At 53.8% G+C, this 22,185-nt stretch carries 30 protein-coding genes and 2 tRNA genes; 28 read left to right on the plus strand and 4 right to left on the minus strand.

Annotation, left to right across the window (positions count from 1 at the left end):
- Positions 1 to 170: 170 nt before the first annotated feature.
- Positions 171 to 632, minus strand: coding sequence for a KGG domain-containing protein (locus tag JJL52_RS07750; protein WP_202051821.1), 462 nt, complete (start codon positions 630 to 632; stop codon positions 171 to 173).
- A 364-nt stretch (positions 633 to 996) separates the two neighbouring features.
- Here JJL52_RS07750 and JJL52_RS21545 point away from each other — a divergent pair, with 364 nt between their 5' ends.
- From JJL52_RS21545 to JJL52_RS07815, 13 genes are all read left to right on the plus strand, one after another.
- The gene (locus tag JJL52_RS21545; RefSeq protein WP_272901720.1) at positions 997 to 1,533 is read left to right on the plus strand and encodes a septal ring lytic transglycosylase RlpA family protein; all 537 of its coding nucleotides are present in this window, start codon (positions 997 to 999) and stop codon (positions 1,531 to 1,533) included.
- Between the two features lie 562 nt (positions 1,534 to 2,095).
- Entirely contained in the window at positions 2,096 to 2,434 is a 339-nt protein-coding gene (locus JJL52_RS07760; RefSeq protein WP_202051822.1) for a BON domain-containing protein, read from the plus strand.
- Positions 2,435 to 2,510: 76 nt separating this feature from the next.
- Positions 2,511 to 3,062 (plus strand): ferritin-like domain-containing protein, encoded by a 552-nt coding sequence (locus JJL52_RS07765; protein ID WP_202051823.1) that lies wholly within the window; start codon positions 2,511 to 2,513, stop codon positions 3,060 to 3,062.
- Positions 3,059 to 3,385, plus strand: a complete 327-nt coding sequence (locus tag JJL52_RS07770) for a BON domain-containing protein (RefSeq protein ID WP_202051824.1) — start codon at positions 3,059 to 3,061, stop codon at positions 3,383 to 3,385. The genes JJL52_RS07765 and JJL52_RS07770 overlap by 4 nt, the downstream gene beginning before the upstream one ends.
- Positions 3,386 to 3,456: 71 nt before the next feature.
- On the plus strand, positions 3,457 to 4,542 hold the full coding sequence (locus JJL52_RS07775; RefSeq protein ID WP_202051825.1) for a PQQ-dependent sugar dehydrogenase: 1,086 nt from the start codon (positions 3,457 to 3,459) through the stop codon (positions 4,540 to 4,542).
- A gap of 460 nt (positions 4,543 to 5,002) precedes the next feature.
- Positions 5,003 to 5,260 carry an ElaB/YgaM/YqjD family protein gene (locus tag JJL52_RS07780; protein ID WP_202051826.1) on the plus strand — a complete coding sequence of 86 codons (258 nt, stop codon included), beginning with the start codon at positions 5,003 to 5,005 and terminating at the stop codon, positions 5,258 to 5,260.
- A gap of 292 nt (positions 5,261 to 5,552) precedes the next feature.
- Complete coding sequence (locus tag JJL52_RS07785; RefSeq protein WP_202051827.1) at positions 5,553 to 5,945, plus strand: BON domain-containing protein; 393 nt, start codon at positions 5,553 to 5,555, stop codon at positions 5,943 to 5,945.
- A gap of 19 nt (positions 5,946 to 5,964) precedes the next feature.
- Positions 5,965 to 6,522, plus strand: coding sequence for a hypothetical protein (locus JJL52_RS07790; RefSeq protein WP_202051828.1), 558 nt, complete (start codon positions 5,965 to 5,967; stop codon positions 6,520 to 6,522).
- Positions 6,523 to 6,560: 38 nt separating this feature from the next.
- On the plus strand, positions 6,561 to 6,995 hold the full coding sequence (locus JJL52_RS07795; RefSeq protein ID WP_202051829.1) for a DUF2383 domain-containing protein: 435 nt from the start codon (positions 6,561 to 6,563) through the stop codon (positions 6,993 to 6,995).
- An 11-nt stretch (positions 6,996 to 7,006) separates the two neighbouring features.
- Complete coding sequence (locus JJL52_RS07800) at positions 7,007 to 7,336, plus strand: hypothetical protein (protein WP_202051830.1); 330 nt, start codon at positions 7,007 to 7,009, stop codon at positions 7,334 to 7,336.
- 82 nt (positions 7,337 to 7,418) lie between these two features.
- Positions 7,419 to 7,664, plus strand: a complete 246-nt coding sequence (locus JJL52_RS07805; RefSeq protein WP_202051831.1) for a hypothetical protein — start codon at positions 7,419 to 7,421, stop codon at positions 7,662 to 7,664.
- On the plus strand, positions 7,665 to 8,084 hold the full coding sequence (locus tag JJL52_RS07810; protein WP_202051832.1) for a phage holin family protein: 420 nt from the start codon (positions 7,665 to 7,667) through the stop codon (positions 8,082 to 8,084). It abuts the gene before it with no gap.
- Positions 8,085 to 8,087: 3 nt separating this feature from the next.
- Complete coding sequence (locus JJL52_RS07815; RefSeq protein WP_202051833.1) at positions 8,088 to 8,567, plus strand: hypothetical protein; 480 nt, start codon at positions 8,088 to 8,090, stop codon at positions 8,565 to 8,567.
- 103 nt (positions 8,568 to 8,670) lie between these two features.
- Here the strand turns inward: JJL52_RS07815 and smbP are convergent, their stop codons facing one another.
- Complete coding sequence (gene smbP, locus JJL52_RS07820; protein ID WP_202051834.1) at positions 8,671 to 8,979, minus strand: small metal-binding protein SmbP; 309 nt, start codon at positions 8,977 to 8,979, stop codon at positions 8,671 to 8,673.
- 89 nt (positions 8,980 to 9,068) lie between these two features.
- Entirely contained in the window at positions 9,069 to 9,500 is a 432-nt protein-coding gene (locus JJL52_RS07825) for a PRC-barrel domain-containing protein (RefSeq protein ID WP_202051835.1), read from the minus strand.
- 326 nt (positions 9,501 to 9,826) lie between these two features.
- On the opposite strand from JJL52_RS07825, the gene JJL52_RS07830 reads away from it, so the two are divergent.
- The 15 genes from JJL52_RS07830 (at position 9,827) to JJL52_RS07900 (ending at position 21,190) form a co-directional block, all read left to right on the plus strand.
- On the plus strand, positions 9,827 to 10,729 hold the full coding sequence (locus JJL52_RS07830; RefSeq protein WP_202051836.1) for a hypothetical protein: 903 nt from the start codon (positions 9,827 to 9,829) through the stop codon (positions 10,727 to 10,729).
- Positions 10,730 to 10,811: 82 nt separating this feature from the next.
- A complete protein-coding gene (locus tag JJL52_RS07835) occupies positions 10,812 to 11,375 on the plus strand; it encodes a hemerythrin domain-containing protein (protein WP_202051837.1) in 564 nt (187 codons plus the stop codon).
- Between the two features lie 459 nt (positions 11,376 to 11,834).
- The gene (locus JJL52_RS07840; protein WP_236994128.1) at positions 11,835 to 12,158 is read left to right on the plus strand and encodes a four-helix bundle copper-binding protein; all 324 of its coding nucleotides are present in this window, start codon (positions 11,835 to 11,837) and stop codon (positions 12,156 to 12,158) included.
- A gap of 376 nt (positions 12,159 to 12,534) precedes the next feature.
- Positions 12,535 to 12,801, plus strand: a complete 267-nt coding sequence (locus JJL52_RS07845) for a hypothetical protein (RefSeq protein WP_202051839.1) — start codon at positions 12,535 to 12,537, stop codon at positions 12,799 to 12,801.
- Between the two features lie 140 nt (positions 12,802 to 12,941).
- Positions 12,942 to 13,322, plus strand: coding sequence for a TraR/DksA family transcriptional regulator (locus tag JJL52_RS07850; protein WP_202051840.1), 381 nt, complete (start codon positions 12,942 to 12,944; stop codon positions 13,320 to 13,322).
- Positions 13,323 to 13,399: 77 nt separating this feature from the next.
- A tRNA-Val gene (locus JJL52_RS07855) sits at positions 13,400 to 13,476 on the plus strand.
- Positions 13,477 to 13,546: 70 nt separating this feature from the next.
- Positions 13,547 to 15,454, plus strand: coding sequence for a threonine--tRNA ligase (thrS, locus tag JJL52_RS07860; protein WP_202051841.1), 1,908 nt, complete (start codon positions 13,547 to 13,549; stop codon positions 15,452 to 15,454).
- 42 nt (positions 15,455 to 15,496) lie between these two features.
- Positions 15,497 to 16,000, plus strand: a complete 504-nt coding sequence (gene infC, locus JJL52_RS07865; protein ID WP_436231515.1) for a translation initiation factor IF-3 — start codon at positions 15,497 to 15,499, stop codon at positions 15,998 to 16,000.
- A gap of 191 nt (positions 16,001 to 16,191) precedes the next feature.
- Positions 16,192 to 16,389 carry a 50S ribosomal protein L35 gene (rpmI, locus tag JJL52_RS07870; protein WP_005369644.1) on the plus strand — a complete coding sequence of 66 codons (198 nt, stop codon included), beginning with the start codon at positions 16,192 to 16,194 and terminating at the stop codon, positions 16,387 to 16,389.
- Between the two features lie 15 nt (positions 16,390 to 16,404).
- Entirely contained in the window at positions 16,405 to 16,767 is a 363-nt protein-coding gene (rplT, locus tag JJL52_RS07875; protein ID WP_005369647.1) for a 50S ribosomal protein L20, read from the plus strand.
- Positions 16,768 to 16,953: 186 nt separating this feature from the next.
- Positions 16,954 to 17,973 (plus strand): phenylalanine--tRNA ligase subunit alpha, encoded by a 1,020-nt coding sequence (gene pheS / locus JJL52_RS07880; RefSeq protein WP_202051842.1) that lies wholly within the window; start codon positions 16,954 to 16,956, stop codon positions 17,971 to 17,973.
- 13 nt (positions 17,974 to 17,986) lie between these two features.
- Positions 17,987 to 20,371 (plus strand): phenylalanine--tRNA ligase subunit beta, encoded by a 2,385-nt coding sequence (pheT, locus tag JJL52_RS07885; RefSeq protein ID WP_202051843.1) that lies wholly within the window; start codon positions 17,987 to 17,989, stop codon positions 20,369 to 20,371.
- A gap of 4 nt (positions 20,372 to 20,375) precedes the next feature.
- Entirely contained in the window at positions 20,376 to 20,675 is a 300-nt protein-coding gene (gene ihfA, locus JJL52_RS07890) for an integration host factor subunit alpha (protein WP_005369653.1), read from the plus strand.
- Positions 20,656 to 21,009: a MerR family transcriptional regulator gene (locus JJL52_RS07895; RefSeq protein ID WP_202051844.1), complete on the plus strand. Its 354-nt coding sequence runs from the start codon at positions 20,656 to 20,658 to the stop codon at positions 21,007 to 21,009. The genes ihfA and JJL52_RS07895 overlap by 20 nt, the downstream gene beginning before the upstream one ends.
- A gap of 104 nt (positions 21,010 to 21,113) precedes the next feature.
- Positions 21,114 to 21,190, plus strand: a tRNA-Pro gene (locus JJL52_RS07900).
- 207 nt (positions 21,191 to 21,397) lie between these two features.
- On the opposite strand, the gene JJL52_RS07905 is transcribed toward JJL52_RS07900, so the two are convergent.
- Positions 21,398 to 22,185: aminotransferase class V-fold PLP-dependent enzyme (locus tag JJL52_RS07905; RefSeq protein ID WP_202051845.1), on the minus strand; the 788-nt coding region annotated here is incomplete at its 5' end.

A 22,185-nucleotide genomic window follows, 5' to 3' on the forward strand; every position in this document is an offset into this window, starting at 1 on the left:
GTATGGATGCACTCAGGGGATCCGGAATTGGGGGGAGAAGGCGGCGAGGCTGTGTTTATCCAAGAGAGCCTGATAACTTTAGCGATTTACCGATCGAAGAAAAGCTTAAAAAACGACCCTCTAACAGATCCGTTATTAGAGAGCCGTTTTTATTACGGAAACGAATGAATTTAATGCGCTCTTCCTTTGCCTTCTCCTCCCTCTTCTTCTCTGCCGCCACCATGCGAAGCTTTACCGCCTTTGCGTCCGGCTTCCCGGGCTTCTTCCGAAGTGAACTCGTGGGCAGTGCCTTTCTCGTGGGCGGCTTTACCGCCTTTGCGTCCGGCTTCCCGGGCTTCTTCTGAAGTGAACTCGTGGGCAGTGCCTCTCTGATGAGCGACCTGACCGCCTTTGCGTCCGGCTTCCCGGGCTTCTTCCGGCGTGAACTCGTGGGCGGTGCCTCTCTCATGAGCGACCTGGCCGCCTTTGCGTCCGGCTTCCCGAGCTTCTTCCGGCGTGAACTCGTGGGCGGTGCCTTTCTCATGGCTGGCGTGGCCGCCTTTACTGGCAATTGCGCGTTGTTTTTCTTCATCCATTGAAGCAAAGCCGCGGGCTGACTTGCCTTGGCCGGTGTCTTCTCTTTGTCTAGGCATGATATACATCCTCGAAAATATTAATGAATCATTGGTTGATTTATGTTGAAAACCTAACCAATTACCCCATTCTTTTTATATAAAAAGAATAATAAAAATATACGGGGCTGATACAAAAGTTCTGTACGGTATCGCACATTTCTTGCGGCTGAAATCAAACAAAAATAAAGCGTTATGTATAAAGCTGCTTAGTATGAGTAATAGTTTATATTAATCATTTATATAAATAATTTGAGAAATTTAAGGAAATTTTTTTGAAAAATGAATCAATGAGGTTGTTTTTTAATCTAAGTATATAAGGACTTTGTTTTTGGAATTATTTAATAATCATGCTTCTTAAATACTCGATTTAATAGTTTTCGCGATGAAAATGTTTAATATCAAAAAAGTCCTCCTTCAAGGCACCTTATGCGCTCTGTTGATTGCGAGTCTGGGATTGCTGGGGTGTTCCGGAAAAGAAGAAGGGGACGAGGCCGTTGGGGCGGAGATAAAAACTCAGGATGCAGCGCCCCAGAAGACTCATGAAGAAGTAGGGGAGGCCTCTTGGTACGGCCCCGGTTTTCATGGCCGCAAGACGGCCAGCGGCGAGACTTTCGATCAGCGGGAAATGACGGCTGCCCATCCTGAGTTGCCTTTGGGGACCGAAGTGGAAGTGACCAATCTCGAAAACAAGAAAAAGGTCGAAGTCGAGATCACCGACAGAGGGCCCTATGTGAAGGATCGCGTAATCGACCTCTCGAAGGCCGCGGCGAAAAAGCTTGGAATGAAGGAACAGGGCGTCAGTACGGTCAAAATCGAAACCGCCGAACCCGTCAAGAAAAAAAATCCGCCGCGCAAGGCTTCGAGTAAAACCAAGAAAAAGCGGGCTGGCAAGTCCCAGTCAAAATCCGCGGTGAAGTAGACGCCGTCCGGCCAGCGGAAAATTGCGGAAAGTCGGGCATACATCGGGAGAGGCTAGAGCATTTTCGTTTTGGGTGTACGGTCATAAGCAATGCCGCAAAGTTAGGGCAAACTCGTCATTCCGGCAGGGATTGCCGGAATCCAGAAGCCAGGGACGGCAAGCTTTAATGCATCCCTGCAGTCTGGATCTCGGCAATCCTTGCCGAGATGACGGTTTGACTTAACGGCATTATCTTCCTATAGGCGATATGAAAATGCTCTAGCAGAGAAGCTAAACAACTCCCTTATGTTGTAAGTTCCGTAACTGTTTCCAGTTGTAGGGTACGCTCGACTGCAGGAGCAATTGCCGAATACGTACCATGGGGATTGAAAAGGTTACGCACAGCCTATCCTACCGCTTTTGGGCTGTAACCCAGCGTACCGATACTTTCATAACGACGAGCGCTCGGCGGGGGAATCGGAAAGTGACGATCGACCAAATCTTGAGTTCGGCATCGCACCGACAGCGGACGCCAAATACTTTAGAGTCGAGTCAAATGGGTTCTTCATAAGGAGAGTGTGTTATGAAATCAGTCAAATATTATCCGGTATTGCTTCTGGTTCTGGTTTCGCTGTCCGGCTGTGCGACCGACGGTAACCGTTCGGAGCGGAGCGAGGACAGGGAAAGCGCCGGCGCTTACCTTGACGACAGCATGATCACCACCAAGGTTAAAACTGCCATCTTTAATGAGCCCGGTCTGGATTCTGCGGAAATCAACGTCGAGACTTATCAAGGCAATGTGCAGCTCAGCGGTTTTGTGGAATCTCGAGAAGATATCGAACGGGCGGTTCAAGTGGCGCGACAGGTCGAAGGCGTCAAATCGGTAAAGAACGATATGCGTCTGAAAAGCCGCGCGCGATAAGCCGGCCAGATGGCGAGCCATCGCATTCGCGAAGGCTTGCGGTTCGATTTACGATTTGCCATCCGGAGAATTCCTTATGCCCAACCAACATCATTTGACCGAGGTTCAAACCTTGCGTGCGCAAGCACGCCAGCACATTGAGCAGGGTGCGGTTACCGCAGGCTATGCGGCGGACGCGGAGTCGGTCGTCAAACTGCTCAACGAAGCCCTGGCCACGGAGTTGGTCTGTGTTCTGCGCTACCGCCGTCATTATTTCATGGCACAAGGTCTTCAATCGAAAGGCGTCGCGGAGGAGTTCCTTGTCCACGCCAACGAGGAGCAGGGACATGCCGACCAGATCGCGCGGCGCATCGTACAGTTGGGCGGCGAGCCCGATTTTTCCCCGGATACCCTGTCCCGCCGCAGCCATGCGGAATATGTCGAAGGCAGTTCGCTGGTCGATATGATCAAGGAAGATCTGGTGGCGGAGCGGATCGCGATCGACAGTTACCGCGAGATGATCCTGTATCTGGGCGACAACGACCCGACCACCCGCAATATGATGGAAAGCATTCTCGCGGTAGAGGAAGAGCACGCCGACGAACTGGCCGATCTGCTTCAGGAACGCCTGGCGGCATCCGGCTTATGAAAATCGGGTCTGTGCCCGCGATAATCGGGCTGTCGGCTTTTACGGCCCAACTTTCCGGCTGCGGGTACGGCGAACTGATCCGACTGTATTTTCAGGAACAGGAGTATCAGAAGGATCAGGAACTGATCGCCGAGATCAAAGGCGCTCTGCTCGCCGATTCTGATACCCGGCATGCGCCGGTCGAGATTGAAGCCTATCTCGGGGATGTCCGCCTCAGCGGCATGCTTGCTTCATCGAAGCAAAAGCAGCGTGCGGAAGATATCACCGAACAGGTCAGCGGCGTGGAATCGGTGGTTAACGCGATCGAAGTGCGGGGCCGGTAATGGTAATAAGGCGGTGCGTTCGGGACATAATTGGCCTTAGAGAAGCCCGGTACCTGTTTGCGAGTACCTGCATGTTCGGGTTATTGATTTCGCTCGGCTCCTGTTCCTTCATTCCCGGCATGCAGCTGGACCGGATCACGTTGCCGACAGGTTTCTCGATCGCGCTTTACGAGGATAATGTGCCCGGCGCCCGTACACTGGTGTTTGGCGACAAAGGCACCTTATTTGTCGGTACCGACAAGGAAGGCAAGATCTACGCCGTTCCGGCGCATCTGGGCGCCAAAGACGGCGAAGGGAACGTGTTCGTGATTGCCGAGGGCCTGCAGAATCCTCATGGCATCGCTTTCAGGGATGGCGCGCTGTATGTGGCGGAGCGCAGCCGGATACTCCGCTTCGACGATATCGAAAACCGGCTTGACCGTCCGCCGGCACCGGCCGTGGTTCACGAGCTCGGTCTCAAATATGCCCACCACGGTCTGCGCGTGATTCATTTCGGGCCCGACGGGAAGCTCTACGTATCGATCGGGGTGCCGTGCAATATCTGCATGCCCGAGCTCGACCGCTACGGTGTGATTATTCGCCTCAACGGGAAAGGCAAGTCCGAGGTGTTCGCTCGCGGGATACGCAATTCGGTCGGCTATGACTGGCATCCCAAGACACACGAATTATGGTTTACCGATAACGGCCGCGATCTCCTGGGCAACGACGTGCCGCCCGACGAGTTGAACCATGCGCCATCGGCCGGGATGCATTTCGGTTATCCCTACTGTCATGCCGGCGAATTGCCCGATCCGGTATTCGGCCTGCGCAGTCATTGCAATGATTTTGCCGCGCCCGCGCAAAATCTGGGACCCCACGTCGCCGCGCTCGGTATGCGGTTCTATACCGGGCAACAGTTTCCGGCCTCTTACCGGAACCGGATATTCATCGCCGAGCACGGTTCGTGGAATCGCAGCCCGAAGTCGGGTTACAAGATCACGACAGTCACGCTCGCCGGCAATCGGGCCGTGAATTACGAACCGTTCGCGGAAGGCTGGCTGCAGGGAAATTCGGCATGGGGGCGTCCGGTGGATGTGATTGTCGCGCCGGACGGCTCCCTGCTGGTTTCCGACGACGAGCGAGGTGCGATATACCGGATCAGCTATCGCGGCTTTTAGCATTTTTCGCGGCTCCTGCACCTGCGGGCAATGCTCTTCCTTCCACGGGACAGCTTTTTTTGTGGGCTATCGAACCGACTCGGTGACGATTTGTTTTTATGATGACACTCAAGATGCATCATAGTTAGGGCAACTCCAGTCAGCGGCAACGCATGGAGGATGGCATCTCGCTAATCGAATTCCCTTTGGCCTGTAGCCGGCGGTTACGGTAAACGGAACGACGGCATCTCACCATTTCAGAGGAGAAACACTATGGGCAGATATGTACTTGCATGGCTACTTGGCGTGCCGGTGTCTTTACTGATCATCATTTATCTGATTTTCCATTGATTTTTATTCAACGGTTTCCGAGAGGGTTTTGCCATTCGGAAGCGTAATCAATAACCGGTGCCGTCAAGGACGGCATTTTTGGTTAGATCTTTATGATCTTTAATAACCCAATCAATACCAGGAGTTTATTATGGAACCGACCAGAACAGCAGCTACCAATGAAACCGTGGAACGCGTCAAAGCAGGCGCGCATGAAGCTGTAGAAAAAGCGGCCGACATGACGCTCAGGGCGGCGGACACCATCAACGAAAAAAGCGGACAGGTCAGGGACGCTCAGGAGCGGCTGCAGGAGCAGATACGCGAATATGTCCGCGAAAATCCGGTGACCTCGCTGGGCATCGCCGTGGGCAGCGGGTTTATTTTGAGCCGCCTGATGGGGCATCGCTGAATCAGGCCTGCGCTTTCCTTTCGGGCATCACTTCATCAATTCTCCGGCCTTTATCGTACTGCTATGCGGGGCTCCTTATTTCCATTCCGCTCGTGTTGCGTTCCGATGAGCGGCCAATTGCTGGCTCAGCGTGAAAGCGCAGTACAAACCGTGTTTTACGGGGTGGTGCAAACGAGCGGAAGTGCCGGTGTTTTTTCCGTGAGGTGAGCAGGACGCGGCTTGATTGAGCCGAGGCTGTCTGGAACGCGGAAACGGGGCGTTTATTCCATTGCTTAATTTAAGGAGAAACCCTATGTCAAAAAGATATTCAAAACTGGCCATCGCGTTGGCTGCCGGTTTAATGTTGACCATGGATTGGGCCGGAGCCGCAGGTAAAACGGCCGGTAGTCCGGTAGAAAATACCGAGCGCAATGTGCGCGATAAAGGCAATGCAACCTTGACGCCGGAAGATCAGCTTCAGAATGAGGGCGACCTGAGGATCACTGCCGATGTCCGCAAAGCGATTACCGGTGACGAATCGTTGTCGGTCAATGCGCATAATGCGAAAGTCATTACGCGTAACGGTACGGTCACATTGCGGGGACCTGTCAACAGCGAATCCGAAAAAAACCAACTGCAGGACATCGCCCAGAAAACGCCCGGCGTAAATCAGGTTGACAATCAGCTGGAAGTCCGGGCGCCCTAATCGATTGCAGGAGAACGTCATGAAGAAAGCAGTTTTTTGCATTACTCAAACGAACGACCAAGTGGAGCGCATCGTCAGCGAACTGAAAGCGGCGGGCTTTTCCAATAACGATATTTCTGTGCTGTTGCCGGACAAGACCAGCGAACACGAAGCGGGTCATGAAAAGCATACTAAATCGCCCGAAGGCACTGCGATCGGCGGCACGATAGGCATCGGTACCGGCGCGGTGCTGGGCTGGCTGGCGGGTATCGGTACCCTGGCCATACCGGGCCTGGGCCCCTTCGTCGCGGCCGGGCCTATCATGGCGGCGCTGGGCGGTGCCGGGGTGGGAGCCGCCGCGGGCGGTCTGACCGGCGCATTGGTGGGCTTGGGGATCCCCGAATACGAGGCCAAACGCTATGAAAGCCGAATTCAGGGTGGCAATGCCTTGATTTCCGTCCATACCGAGACTTCGGAAGCCCGATCGAAAGTGGAAGATATTTTCGAGCGCGCGAATGCTGAAGATATTTCCTCGACCGGTGAAGCTGAACCTAAGCGTTATTCTTCGCCCGGCCCCTCCGAGCCCAGACATTATTGAAATTTCGTGGTGTTGTCTAACCTTAAGAGGAGGTTCAGATGCTGAATATCAACAAAATCGAGAAATTGCTGAAGAACGAAATGGCCGCGGCGGAAACCTATCATCAAGCCCTGGAAAAGTTCGAAGAAGAGGCCCAAGGCAACGAACTCAATTCGCTGCAGCCGATTTATGAAGAACATACCGAGGCAGTTTCCGAGCTACAGGAAAAAATTCAGCAGTTGGGCGGTATGCCTCCCAGCGGCTCCGGCTTATGGGGATCCTGGTCCGAAGCGCTGATGGGCGGTGCCAAGTTGATCGGCAAGGATGCGATGCTGAATGCGCTTTTGGCCGGGGAAAAGAGCGGTCTGGACGACTATCAGGACGCAGCGGAGGATCCCGACGTGCCTCCCGAAGTGAGCGACCTGATCAAGTCGAAGTTTATGAATTCCCAGCAAGAGAATATCCGTGTTCTCAACCGGCTGCTCCAGAGTTAGAGGTAATCGTAATGAAGACTTTCACTTTTTTCCGGAAAAAAGGATGGGTGCCGTTCGTGTTCGGCGTCATGCTGGCCGGCATCGCTCAACCTTCGCATTCGCGCGGCGCAGAGACTGTGCCGGGCGACGTTAGGCAGCAACAAGGCGAAGCCATGCAGCCGGCGCCCAGCTTTCGGGAAGCGGATAAAAACGGCGACCATTACGTGAGCAAGGAAGAACTGCAGGGCTATCCTTATCTGCTCAAGCGCTTCGATGAGGTGGATGCCGGCAAGACGGGACGCCTGGAAGAACACGAATATGGCAATCTGGTGATGGAAAAAAGCCGGGAAAAAGGCCGGTAAATCCGGCTGCCGGACACTGTTTCGTACCGGATTCGGTTCCGCCAAAATGTCTATTTTTTAATATTCAACGGAGGTAACTGTTATGGCAAACATGGACAAACTGTCGAGTGCGGCAGAAGAAGCTGGCGAAAGAATTGCAGACGCCACCCGCCAAGCGGCCGAAGCGCTTGGCGAAAAGGGCGAACAATTAATGGATATGGAAGAGCAGTTCATGAAGCAATGCCGCGACTGCATCCGCAATCATCCGATCACCTCGATCAGCATCGCATTGGCGGCCGGTTATCTTTTGAGCCGGATGACGCATACCTGCGAGTACCGGAGAAGATAAATGGCGATTCGTCCCCATGAAGACAGATCGGTCCGTTTTTCCGCCGTTCCCGCCGAGCCGGAGGAACGGCATGCCGACTTGCTGGAAGACCTTCAACTGTTATGGCTTGATCTGCGCGGACTGACGCATGATCATTTGCAGCTTGCCGCACTCGAAGCGAGGCGGGCCGGCGCCAGTTTGGCCGTTATGCTGGCGGCGGGCGTGGTGATGGCGGTCCTGCTGATCAGCGTGTGGGGCGGGCTGATGGCCGCTGCTGCACTGGCCCTGATGCAAAGCCATGTCATGGGCGATATCGAAGCCATTTTATCGATTGCCGGAGCCAATTTGGTGGCTGCATTGCTTCTGTTCTGGTTCGTGCGGCGCAAAAGCCGTGATCTGCTCTTTCCGGAGACGATTAATAGCTTTCAAGATAAGGAGTAAAAAATGACGGACCAGAATAATAATCACCGCAAAGAGGACAACGGTACGCTGACCGCTAAGATTGAGGAAACCGAACGCCGGTTGTGGAACCGGCAGTTGAGTACGCATATTCACACGGACGCATTGATCAAGGACCTGAGGCGTGAGCTGGCGTCGCCCACTACGCTGTTACTGGCGAGCGAGCTGGGCTTTATTGTCGGCGAACTGACCAAGCGTCCGTCCAAACCGGAACACGCTGCCGCCGACAGGGAGGTCGATGGCGTCTCGCTTTCGCGTGCCGAAGCGACGCCTTTGAAGGAAGCGCTGGACTTCGGCAGTTTGCTGATCACGCTGTTTCACGCGTTGCCGCCCACCTGGATCCTGGAAACTTTCCATCCGGCCGAAGAAGAGACGAAGCCGAAAACGGAACCGGCTGCTGCCGGAAAACCGAAAGCGGGGGTGGAACTGTCCAAAAGTGGAAAATCGGCTTTCGCTTCCCGATAAAACGGGGCAAGCCAGAGAAATTCTTGAGATAAAATGCAAAGAACGGCGATCATCGATCTGTGACTGCCGCCGTTCTTTTTCCGGGGATGCGTCGAGTAAAGCGCTATTGGGCTGCCGTTAGATGTTGGCTGGCTTCCTGAGCGGCTTTTTGAGCGGCGCTGCCGTTGTTTTGATTGCCTTGATTAACCGCTTCCTGCAGGCTCTTGATGCCCGCATCCAGGTGCTGATCGGCAGTTGCTGCATGTGTTAACGCTTCTTGAGCGTGTTGGGCGATTGCCTTGCCATCCGTTTGTTTGGCGGCCATCATCGTATGCTCGACAGCTTGCTGAAGGTGGTTTTCTTCCGCATAGACGGTAATGGCGCCCAAACCCAGCATGACGCCGGACAGTACATTGATCATTTTGATATTCATCAGGAATCTCCTTTTGCCGAAAGAAATGGGCCGCGCAAGCCCAAAACGAAACCGCGCTGCCGAAGCAGCGCGGTTAAAAAATCCGTGGATTAGTGACGGGTTGTGCCGGTTTCGTGGGTATACGGTTGCGTTCCGTAGAAGGAATGCACTTCATTGGCCCAGGTTTCGTCGGCCATATCCGGCCAGCGGTCGGGGTCGAATCCCGGGGCGCTTTCCAGGCGTTCCTTGTCGACGTCCAAAGTAAAACGTTTGTTTTTCGTATCGAGTTTCAAGGCATTCCACGGTACGGCAAACAATTTTTCGCCGAGCGACAGAATGCCTCCGAAAGACAAGACCGCATAAGCGACTTTGCCGGTAGTCATGTCCAGCATGATTTCCTTGATATCTCCGAGATCCTCTTCCTTGCTGTTGTAGACATCATTGCCAAGCAGCGTGTCCGCCCCCATCAGGCGCGGACCCGGACCTTCATCGCTGAGCCGGTTCTTATATATGCCGTAAGTGTCGCGATCTACATAACTCATAGTCATGTCCTCAATAAAATAAATCAAAACTAACTGGAATATTTCGTCCAGAACCCTAGGCGGAAAAATAACTGCAACGCCGGAAAAAATCGGTACGGTGCCGCACTTTAAAAATTCATTTCGAGCAGGAAGAATCCGCCGGCCATAGCCGGTTTATGTGCTTAAGCGTACCGACGGGGCGGCTTTAAACCGGTAATCTTTCGCGCATCTATTGATATAGAGACCGAACAAATGCACGCTGAGCAGCTATTCGATTTTGGGTTGTCGGCTTATTGCCCGAGTAGGTGTTCATCAGTTTCTTTTAACCGGTTGTGGAGAATATAGCTATGAGCAATTTACCTTATGAAGAAACGCACAAACCGCATATCGGCTCCGGCATTTCCCCCCAGAGATCAAGGCGGATGCGGTGGATAAAAGGGATATCCTGGACGTCGGTGTTTGCCGGCGTGGTTGTCGCTTTGGGTGTTCAGATGCTGCTGAGCACGCTGGGCACCGGGATCGGGATGAGCATGATCGACCCGTTGCGCGCCCAAGATACGCCGACTGTGAGCGAATTCAGCATCGGCGCCGGCTTATGGTGGGTCGTATCGAGTTTTCTTTCGCTGTTTATCGGCGGTTGGGTGGCGGCGCAGTTTTCGGGATACCTGCGTCATCTGGACGGGGTCTTGCACGGGCTGCTCGTCTGGGCGCTGGGCACCCTGATCACAATCTATTTTCTGGGTAGCGCGATCGGTTCGATAGCGAGCGGCACCGGCAATATGTTAAACGCAGGCACGCGCAGCGTGGCGGAAAAAGCGGTAACGGTCGTCTCGGGGGACGAGATCAGAAAAGATGCCGAGGGGCTGTTATTGCGCCAGCCAAGACCAGGTGTAGAACCTCGGTCGGCCATCATGGATCCGGAATTCAGCATGGCGCTGGAACGGTTTCTGACGGCGGAAGACAGGAATGCTAAGGAAATCAATCGCACCGCGCTGATCAATCTGCTGACCGCGCGGACCGGGTTGAGCATCGACGAGGCAACCAATCGGGTAAATCGATGGGAAAGAACCTACGCACAGGCCGAGCAAAAAGTGCGGGAAGCCGCCGATCAGGCCGCGAAAGCGGTGGCATGGTCGGCCTTGTGGGGTTTCCTGGTAATCCTGGTGAGCGCCATCGCGGCCGCGGTAGGCGGTTATGTCGGCACACAGGTTCCGGACGGAGAGGCGCGCGAGAGAAGCATGAGCCGCTAAATAAACTATAGGGCCACATAAAAATTCAAAGTCTTACAAGTGCGGTGTATGGGTTATCGCAAATGTATGAGAGGTAAATATTATGAATCAAAAGCAAAGACATGCATCGGGAGCCGCCAGCAGGGGACAGGATGCCATTGTACTGCTCACTCGGGATCACGATCGGGTAAAAGAGTTGTTCGACGAGTTCGAAATGCTCGAAACGGAAGAGGGCGGCGAAGATGACAAGCTGGATTTGGTGCAGCAAATATGCATGGAATTGACAATCCACACGCAGCTCGAAGAAGAAATCTTCTATCCTGTCGCCATCGATGCGATCGGCCAGTTGGACATCATGGATGAAGCGCTGGTCGAACACGGAAAAGCCAAGGAGCAGATCGACCAATTGGTGTCGATGGCGCCGGAGGATGATTATTTCGATGCCGAAGTGAATGTCTTGAGAGATATGGTCGAGCATCACATCCAGGAAGAAGAAGGCAAGATGTTCCCTAAGCTGAAAAAAACCTCGGTCGATCTGGCCGCGTTGGGAGAAGAGCTCAACCAGCGCAAACAGGAGCTGCAGATGGACATGGGCATGGTCGAAGCCTCCATGCACAAGACTCAGGCGGGCAGAAAACCAATGCCGCCGCAGGGACCGACGCCTTAGTAGTTTTCGTAGGCGCGCTTAAATGGCAAGGCACTGGCAAGGCTCGTCTGCTTTTCGGACGGGCCTTTAAAATTCTTGGGCTGTTCCGGCCCTCTCGAGACGAGCGGTATAAAGGGGGAGGGCGAAAAAATTGCCCGGAACCAGGTGCTTCAAGGATACAGGTGCGGCAACGCACCGACTTTGTTATCCATTCGGTTCAAATTGTTTATCGGATTTTGATTTATTAAAGCGATCCTTGAATAGAAGCGGCCTGATTCGGTTTAAGTTTTCGATTTTACTGTGCGATATGTCGGTTTATTTAAGGGCCGCCTTGATAAGGCGCGCCGAAATCTGCTTTTTCAAAAAATAGCGCGCTTTCTTTTCCAGTTAGTATTTGTTATTTCGATATTTTAGGAGGATGCCATCATGTATACGCCTCAAACTGAACCCCAAAAAACCTCGACTGCAGCTTTCCGATCCATGCAGTCGTGTATAGACATCTGCAACCGTTGCGCCCAGACCTGCCTGCAGACGGCGATGAACCAATGTCTGGAAATGGGCGGGCGGCACGTTGAGCCGGAACACTTTCGCCTGATGATCTGCTGCGCGGAAATGTGTCAGTTGTCGGCCAACTTTATGTTGAGCAATTCGCCTTTCCATACCCGTACCTGCGAAGTGTGCGCCGAAATCTGCGAAGCTTGTGCCAAGGACTGCGCCAGCATCGGGGATATGGATGAATGTGTGTCGATTTGCCGCAAATGCGCCGAAAGCTGCAAACAAATGGCCAGTATGGCTACCCATTGATGACATGATATGCAGCCGCCCTGGCGCTCTGCGTGCAGGCTTTCCCTTACCGGAGAACGCCGCGGCGGGGCGTTCTCGTTTTTTAACTCCGGATGCTGTGTCCCGGCTTCGGTAAGCCGGGGGCGGCTTGTTTCTTTATCCCCCCATTCCAGCTTCGAACGCGGGTACGGTTCGAATCTCAGGCTCTGCGTTCGCGAGAGTGTACGGTGGTCGGCCGAAAGCCTGACAATCGCAGTTTTTATCCTTATCCCACAATTTCTTACCGAAAATAGTTGCGTAATACAATTAGTATGACTACTTAGGCAATCATACGAATGGTCAGCCCCGGAAAAATTCTTTAGATTAAGCCCATTCTGAAAATCCGGGGGAACTTGGTATGGAACTGCATGAAGAGTTAAGCAAACTATCCGACACTCTCAAACAGCAACGCGATGAAATCAGACTGCAGATTCATCTGGCCACTGCCGATTTGAAGGATGATTGGGAAGAGAGCGAAAGAGAATGGGGGCATTTCAAAGACAAACTCGCCGAGATTATTGATGAAAGCAAGGAAACGACGGTCGAGTTTATCGAAAAAACCCGTATCGTGGGCGAAGAATTGAAGGTTGCCTATAAGAACATTCAAAGGCGGCTCACCTCCTAAAAAATCGGATAAGGCGTCATTATTTCAGGCGGAGCGGAAAAGTTCATGTCGAACGTGTACGCGGGATTCTCTAAGGCGGCCGGAGGCTATGCGGACGGGTACTTTGGAAAGCCGGGCAAGGAGTGAGGGGAGCGTCGGGTATGTCCGAAAAACTGACCGGGTTTCAGCTCGAACAGTTTAAGAATCTGTTGCACGACCGCTTCTACATGGTGCGCTCCGACCTTTATAAAGAGATTCTTTCGATCGACAAGGAGCACGGCTCGAAAATCGCCGAGACGGTTTATCAGGCGGCGGCTGCGGCATTGGCCCATCTATTGGCCGGCTTGAAAAGGATCGACCTGAATCACTACCTGAGCGAGATCAAAGACATCGAGGCAGCGCAGACGCGTATCGCCGAAAACCAATATGGCATTTGCCAGGACTGCGGGCATCCGATCTATTTCAAGCGGCTATTGGCCTTTCCGACCGCCAAGCGGTGTGTGGCCTGCCAACGGCTCTACGAAAAGGCGAAGAACGAATAAATTCGATTTTTTTGGAAAATTAGGGTTTACTCATCGCTGATTTCTCGCTATAATGCGCGGACTGAAGTGATTGCTTCAGGCGCGTAGCTCAGTTGGTTAGAGCACCACCTTGACATGGTGGGGGTCGTTGGTTCGAGTCCAATCGCGCCTACCAGATATCCTAAAGCACTGCTCCGCAGTGCTTTTTTATTGCGGAAACCAAATTCGAATTGTCTTGATTTAGCATGCCAGTAATCACTCTTCCCGACGGCTCCAGGCGCGATTTCGACCGTTCGGTTACGGTGTTGGAAGTTGCCCAGTCCATCGGTTCCGGGCTGGCCAAGGCGACTCTGGCGGGTAAGGTGAACGATAGGCTGGTCGATGCGAGCGCCGTCATCGATCAGGATGCCTCGCTGCAAATCATCACTGCCAAGGATGCCGACGGCATCGACATTATTCGCCACTCCACCGCCCATCTTCTGGCTCAGGCCGTCAAGCAGCTGTTCCCTGACGCCCAGGTCACGATCGGCCCGGTTATCGAAAACGGCTTTTACTACGACTTTTCCTATCATCGTCCGTTTACGCCGGAAGACCTCGAAGCAATCGAGGCCCGGATGCAGAAGCTGGCCGCCGACGACTGCAAAGTGAGCCGCTCGCTGATGCCTCGCGACGAAGCGGTGCAGTATTTCCGCGGACTCGGCGAAAATTACAAGGCCGAGATCATCGAATCGATTCCGTCCGATCAGCCCATTTCTTTATATTCACAAGGCGATTTTACCGATTTGTGCCGCGGTCCGCACGTGCCGAGCACCGGCAAGCTGACAGCGTTCAAACTGATGAAGATTGCCGGGGCGTACTGGCGCGGCAATTCCGAAAACGAAATGCTGCAGCGTATCTACGGCACCGCCTGGGGCGACAAAAAAGAGCTGCAGGCTTACCTCACGCGTCTCGAAGAAGCCGAAAAGCGCGATCACCGGAAATTGGGCAAAACCCTGGGCTTGTTCCATACCCAGGAAGAAGCTCCCGGCATGGTGTTCTGGCACGAGAAAGGCTGGACGATCTATCAGCAGATTGAGCAGTACATTCGCGAAAAGCTGCGCGTGAACGGCTACGGCGAAGTCAAGACGCCGCAGATCGTCGACCGCTCGCTGTGGGAAAAATCCGGGCACTGGGACAAATTCAGCGCCGGCATGTTCACGACCCATTCGGAAAATCGCGATTATGCGATCAAGCCGATGAATTGCCCGTGCCATATTCAAATTTTCAATCAGGGGCTGAAAAGCTACCGTGATCTGCCGATCCGCTTGGCCGAGTTCGGCTCCTGCCACCGGAACGAGCCTTCCGGCACACTGCACGGGTTGATGCGGGTCCGCAACTTCGTCCAGGACGACGCGCATATTTTTTGTACCGAAGCGCAGATTCAGGACGAGGTATCGAACTTTATCGACATGCTGTTCGACGTCTACAAAGACTTCGGTTTCGACGAGGTGGTTATCAAACTGTCGACTCGTCCGGAAAACCGGGTCGGCGACGATGCGGTCTGGGACAAGGCCGAAAACGCGCTGGAACTGGCCTTGAACAACAAAGGCCTGAAGTGGGATTTGCAACCGGGCGAGGGCGCCTTTTACGGTCCGAAGATCGAATTTTCATTGAAGGACTGCATCGGCCGGGTCTGGCAGTGCGGTACGATTCAGGTCGACTTCTCGATGCCCGGCCGCCTTGGGGCGACTTATATCGCCGAAGACAGCTCGCGGCAAACGCCGGTGATGCTGCACCGGGCGATTCTCGGTTCGCTGGAGCGTTTTACCGGCATTCTGATCGAGCACTATGCCGGCACTTTTCCTGTCTGGTTGGCGCCGGTGCAGGCCGTCGTGCTGACGATCGCGGACCGTCATGACGATTATGCGGTCGAGGTAATGAAAACCCTTGAAAAACAGGGGTTCAGAGTCAAAATTGACTTGAGAAATGAGAAGATCGGGTTTAAAATCCGCGAACACTCGATGCAGCGCGTGCCCTACCTGTTGATCATCGGCGATAAGGAGCTTGAAGATCGGACGATTACGGTGCGTACGCAAAAGGGTGACAATTTGGGCAGTCTGGCGATAGAAGCATTCGGCGAACGGCTGGGTCAGGAAATCGCGGATAGAAAATGATTGTAGCTGGAGGATCTAGGTATCGCTGCTAAAAAAGATGAAATCCGCCTGAACGATGCGATCACCGCCAAGCGGGTGAGGGTAACAGGTGCCGATGGCGAGTCATTGGGCATCATTTCATTGGAAGAAGCCAAGCAGTTGGCCTATGCGGCCGATCTGGATCTGGTCGAAATATCGCCCAATGCGGATCCTCCGGTTTGCAAGATCATGAATTACGGCAAGTACCAGTTCGAGCAGAACAAGAAACTGGCCCTCGCCAAGAAAAAGCAGAAACAGATTCAGGTCAAGGAAATCAAATTCAGGCCGGGTACGGACGAAGGCGACTATCAGGTCAAGCTCAGAAGCCTGATCAAATTCCTTAACGACGGGGATAAGACCAAGATCACCGTACGTTACCGCGGGCGCGAACTGGCGCATCGCGAAATCGGGATGGATCAGCTGAAGCGGCTCGAAAAAGATCTGGAAGACGTGGCTGTCGTCGAGCAGTTTCCGAAGATGGAAGGCCGTCAGATGGTCATGGTGATGGCCCCGAAAAAGAAAAAATAACGCGAATAAAATTCAAGAAGGCCCGTCGGCGCGCATGCGCACCCGCCGGGCCTAAATCTTTTCGGCAGTTTCAGGATGAATCTGCCAGCATCTTAAAATCGATTCGATGCGCCTAATTCTTCAGGGCCATGCATTTTGCCTTGCTGGGTTATTTTCTCAGGGATTTTTATTGTTAACGTTGGAGCAAACAAATGCCAAAAATCAAAACCAACCGCGGCGCAGCCAAGCGTTTCAGACGCACCGGCAACGGCGGTTTCAAATGCGGCCAATCGCACAAGCGCCATATTCTGACCAAGAAAAGCACCAAGCGGAAACGCCAACTGCGTAGTCCGGCTTCGATTCATCCATCCGACGTGCGCAGCGCAGCTCGCATGCTGCCTTATACCTAAGCCGGGAGAATCACGATGCCTAGAGTAAAACGCGGCGTTACCGCCAGAGCAAGACACAAGAAAATTTTAAAGCAGGCCAAAGGCTACTACGGCGCCCGCAGCCGGGTCTATCGCGTTGCAAAGCAAGCCGTCATCAAGGCCGGCCAATATGCCTACCGCGACCGCAGACAGAAAAAACGCCAATTCCGTGCGTTGTGGATCGTGCGTATCAACGCCGCAGCCAGACAATGCGGATTGTCCTACAGCCGCCTGATCAACGGCCTGTCGAACGCGAACGTCGCGATCGACCGTAAGGTGCTGGCCGACATCGCGGTGCGCGACATGGACGCTTTCGCCGAAATCGCAAAGATCGCGAAAGCCAACGTCAGCCCCCTGTAAGCGGGCCGAATCTCTCGTCTCATTCGAGGGAAAAATGTTTCCGCCCTGCGCTTCAATAACGTCTGGGCGGAGCATAAAACTCATAGATAGAATTTCAGACAAAGCGGCAGGATCGGAGACCGATCCGTAGCCGCTTTGTCGTGTTAGCGTAACGCCATTTTTTCCATTCCAGCAGCGAGCCAAGCAGTGCCTTTCACTCCTGAAGAAATTCTCGCGCAAGCTTCGACAGCGCTTGCGGATGCCCAAGATCTTACGCAACTCGATCAGGTCCGCGTTCATTACCTCGGCAAGAAGGGGTTACTAACCCAGTTGATGAAGGAGCTCGGCGCCCTCGAGCCGGAACAACGCCGCGAAGCCGGCCAGAAGATCAATCAAGCCAAAGACCGTTTCCAGGAACTGCTGGATGCACGCAAAGCCTTGCTCGAAGCGAACGAACTTGCCGTCCGACTGGCCGGGGAGCGGATCGACGTGACCCTGCCGGGTCGCGGTCAGGCGGTCGCAGGGCTCCATCCCGTCACGACCACGTTGCGGCGGATCGCGAAGATTTTTACCAGTGCCGGTTTCAGAACCGTCGAAGGCCCCGAGATCGAGGACGACTATCATAATTTCGAAGCGCTGAACATTCCTGCCCACCATCCGGCGCGGGCAATGCACGATACCTTTTACTTCGACGCGCACACCGTTCTCCGGACCCACACCTCGCCAGTGCAGATTCGGGTCATGGAATCCGAAGAGCCACCGCTGAAAGTGATTGCACCGGGCCGCGTTTACCGCTGCGATTCGGATTTAACCCATTCGCCGATGTTCCATCAGGTCGAAGGCTTCCTGGTCGACCGCGACGTCAGCTTCGCCGACCTGAAAGGCGTGATCTACGATTTCCTGCAGGCCTTCTTCGAAAAAGACAGCCAGGTTCGTTTCCGGCCGTCCTATTTTCCGTTCACCGAGCCGTCGGCCGAAGTGGATATCGAGTGCGTGATCTGTAGCGGTTCGGGGTGCCGCGTTTGCGGGCAATCCGGCTGGCTGGAAGTGATGGGCTGCGGGATGATTCATCCTGAAGTGTTCAAGGCGGTCAACATCGACAGCGAAAAATACACCGGCTTCGCGTTCGGGATGGGCGTCGAACGGCTCGCCATGCTGCGTTACGGCATCAACGACCTGCGCCTGTTCTTCGAAAACGATCTGAAATTTCTGCAACAATTCAAGTAAGTAGCCGTACGTCATGCAAATTAGTGAAGCCTGGTTAAGAACTTACGTCAATCCGGCCGTCAGCACCGAAGAACTGGTCGCGCAATTGACCATGGCCGGTCTCGAAGTCGACTCGGTCACCCCGGCCGCTGCGTTATTCAGCGGCGTCGTCGTCGGTGAAGTGCTCGCAATGGAACAGCATCCCGATGCGGACCGCCTGCGCGTCTGCAAGGTCGAAGTCGGGCAGGGTGAACCGTTGCAGATCGTCTGCGGCGCCAGCAACGTGCGCCCCGGGCTGAAGATTCCGGCCGCGCTGATCGGCGCGGTGCTGCCGGGCGATTTCAAGATCAAGAAATCCAAGCTGCGCGGGGTCGAGTCCTACGGCATGCTCTGTTCCGAAAAGGAGCTTGGCTTGGCCGAAGAGTCCCACGGCCTGATGGAGCTTGCCGAGGATGCGCCGGTCGGCGCCGACATCCGCGAATACCTGTCGCTGAACGATAACCTGATCGAGGTCGATTTGACCCCGAACCGCGCCGACTGCCTGAGCGTCGAAGGTCTTGCGCGCGAAGTCGCGGTACTCAATCAGATCGACTACCAAAGCGCACCGCTGAATAAGGCGGCCGTCGCTCATCGCGATACGCTGCATATTGCCGTCGATGCGACTGATGCCTGCCCGCGCTATCTCGGCCGCCTGATCAAGGGCGTCAATCCGACGGCCGAAACGCCGCTCTGGATGCAGGAACGGCTCCGCCGTTCGGGCCTCCGAAGCCTCGGCCCGGTCGTCGACGTGACCAATTATGTCTTGCTCGAACTCGGGCAACCCTTACACGCTTTCGATGCGGATAAATTGAACGGCGGCATTAACGTACGCTGGGCCAAAGACGGCGAAGAACTGGCGCTTTTGAACGGCCAGACGGTCAAACTCGATCCCGAAGCGTTGGTGATTGCGGACGATGCGCGCGCGCTGGCCCTGGCCGGCGTAATGGGCGGCAGCGAATCGGCGGTCGGCGAGGGCACGCAGAACATTTTCCTCGAATGCGCGTTTTTTGCGCCGCAAAGCATTGCCGGCAAGGCGCGCCGCTTCGGCCTGCATACCGATTCCTCGCACCGTTTCGAGCGCGGCGTCGATCCGTTCCTGCAGGAACGCGCGATCGAACGCGCGACGCAATTGATTACCGAAATCGCCGGCGGCAGCGCCGGACTGATCGGCGAGGCGGTTTCCGAAGCCCGCCTGCCGAAACGGTTGCCTGTCGAACTCCGCCGCGCGCGGATCGAAAGATTGCTCGGCCTGTTGCCGAGCGACGAACAGATCGCCGCCATCTTCCGCCGACTGGGCATGACGGTTGAACCGGCTGCAGAAGGCTGGCGCGTAACGCCGCCCGGCTTCCGTTTCGATGTTGCGATCGAAGCCGATCTGATCGAAGAAATCGCAAGAATTTACGGCTATAACAACCTGCCGAGCAACCGCCTTTTGGTGCGCACCGAACTGCACAAGGCGACCGAATCGGTGCTGGAACTGGACCGTGCCCGCGACCTGCTGGTCGACCGCGGCTATCAGGAAGCGATCACATTCAGTTTTGTCGATGCGGAAACGCAGCAGGCGATCATGCCGGGCGCCGACATGATCACTCTGCAGAATCCGATTTCTTCCGAATTGTCGGTGATGCGCGGCACGCTCTGGTGCGGTCTGATCAAAGCGGCCCAGCATAACGTCAATCGGCAGCAGAACCGGGTCCGCCTGTTCGAAACCGGTCTGCGCTTCGTCCGGTTCGAAGGCCAGTTGCTGCAGGAAAAAATGTTGGCCGGCGTCGCGCTCGGCAGCGCGCATCCCGAACAGTGGGGCGAGCCGTCCCGTGCGGTCGACTTCTACGATGTCAAGGCCGATATCGAGGCCCTGTTCACGTTGACCGGTTGCGCCGCGCGCTTCGTTCCGTCCGAACATTCGGCGCTGCATCCCGGCCAGACCGCCGAGATTCTGGCTGCCAACGGCGAGCGGATCGGCCTGATCGGCATGCTGCATCCGAATCTTGAAAAACAATTCGGCTTCGACAGCCGAGTATTTCTGTTCGAGCTGGATCAGGACGTGCTGCTTGTCAAGCAAAAGGCACAGTTCAAATCGCTGTCGAAATATCCCTCGGTACGGCGCGACCTGGCGTTGATCGTCAGGGAAGACGTCACAGTCGAGCAGATCACGAATTGCATTAACGAGCTCAAGGAATCCGCGGAATCCGCGCTGCAAACCGTCGTGCCATTTGACGTGTACCGCGGCAAAGGCGTTGACGAAGGCCACAAGAGCATTGCTCTGAGCCTGACTCTACAGGACTATTCACAGACACTGACAGATTCCGAAATCGATGCTATAGTTAGTAAGCTTTTGGAAAACTTGAAAAATAAAATTGGTGCGAAGTTGAGGGATTGATTAAATGGCATTAACCAAAGCTGATTTTGCTGAAAAACTTTTCGAAGAGCTCGGCTTGAACAAGCGTGAAGCCAAAGATATCGTGGAGCTGTTTTTTGAAGAAATCAAAACTGCTCTGGAGCGCGGCGAGCAAGTCAAACTGTCCGGTTTTGGCAAGTTCGAACTGCGCGACAAGAACAGCCGTCCGGGAAGAAACCCAAAAACCGGAGAAGAAATACCCATTACTGCCAGACGTGTGGTAACATTCAGGTCCGGACAAAAACTCAAAGCGCGGGTAGAAGCTTATGCTGGAACCGAGTCATAATAACGAACTGCCTCCCATCCCGGCAAAACGCTACTTCACGATCGGTGAAGTCAGCGAGCTGTGCGCAGTCAAACCCCATGTGTTGCGCTACTGGGAGCAGGAATTCACCGAATTGAGCCCGGTCAAGCGCCGGGGCAACCGCCGGTATTATCAGCGCCACGACGTGCTGATGATCCGCCAGATCCGTTCCCTGCTGTACGAGCAGGGCTACACGATCGGCGGCGCCCGGGCGCACCTGACCAGCGACCAGCACAAAGAGGATGCGACCCGCACCAAGCAACTGATCCACCAGATGGTCGCCGAACTCGAAGACATTCTGGAATTGCTTAAGTAAGGTCGGCTGTAATATAATTCTCCCTCTTCTGCTTTTCTCAAAAGCCGATTTATTCCTTTCTTTTTAAATTGCGGCGGCGCAGGCCGAAGCAGTCGTCAAATCATCGGGGCGTAGCGCAGTTTGGTAGCGCACTTGCATGGGGTGCAAGGGGTCGGAGGTTCAAATCCTCTCGTCCCGACCAATGAAATCAATAGTTTATATATCTATATAAGCTTCTGTAGATCCAAAAATTCATTTTGGGCTAACTTTTGGGCTAACAATTTTTAATTGCCCATAAATTCTCAGTTTCTTCCAGAAAATCCAAAAGATCTCGTAGAACTAAACCTACTGATAAAGCGGCACAATACGGCACTGCGCTTTAAATTTCGAGTTTTTAATTTTTTCAAAGTTATAAAAGTTTTTTTATTGCTCGACAGATCTCCTGAGATGGAATAGTTGCTGTTTGGTGGCTCCATGAAACTCTTATGGAGCCAGCAATTAGCTCAGGGCTTAGTCCCATAGCAGATAAAACGTGTGATGGGGTGTAGTTGTTAGAAGTACAAGCTGAGCCATTAGATACAGCGGCAATTCCTTTTAACATAACCATTGCGGCCTCAGAATTTACTCCAGGGACGGAGAAATTTAGCACGTAAGGCGACGTATTCTTGCCTATAAACTTCGCGCCTACATCCTGTAGAGCGCTAATGAGCTCTTCTTTTAAATGTGAAACATGCTCACACCATTGTAGAGCATTCTTCTGCGCTAATTCACAAGCCAAACCGAATCCTGCGATTAGGGGAACCGCTAATGTTCCTGGACGAAGACCTTTTTCTTGTCCTCCACCAAAATAAAGTGGTTTTAACGGTGGTCTGACAAAGTTGCGTCGGCGCATGATTAATGCGCCGATCCCTTTGGGAGCATACAGCTTATGCCCACTAGCACTGATGAGGTCAATTCTGGGATTGTATAAATCATAAAGGTATTTACCAAAGCTTTGTGCGGCATCCACATGAAAATAAGCATCATGAGAAGATAAAATATTGCTGACTTCTTCTATGGGCTGAATCGATCCCGTTTCATTATTTATGTGCATAACTGAAACGAGACATATTTCATCGCGCAATGCGGCTTTAAGCTCGTCAACCTCATCACCTATCAGTTTCAGATAAACTATGCCGTGTACACAACTATTGATTC

This window comes from Candidatus Methylomicrobium oryzae, from assembly GCF_016745425.1.
GTDB lineage: Bacteria > Pseudomonadota > Gammaproteobacteria > Methylococcales > Methylomonadaceae > Methylomicrobium > Methylomicrobium oryzae.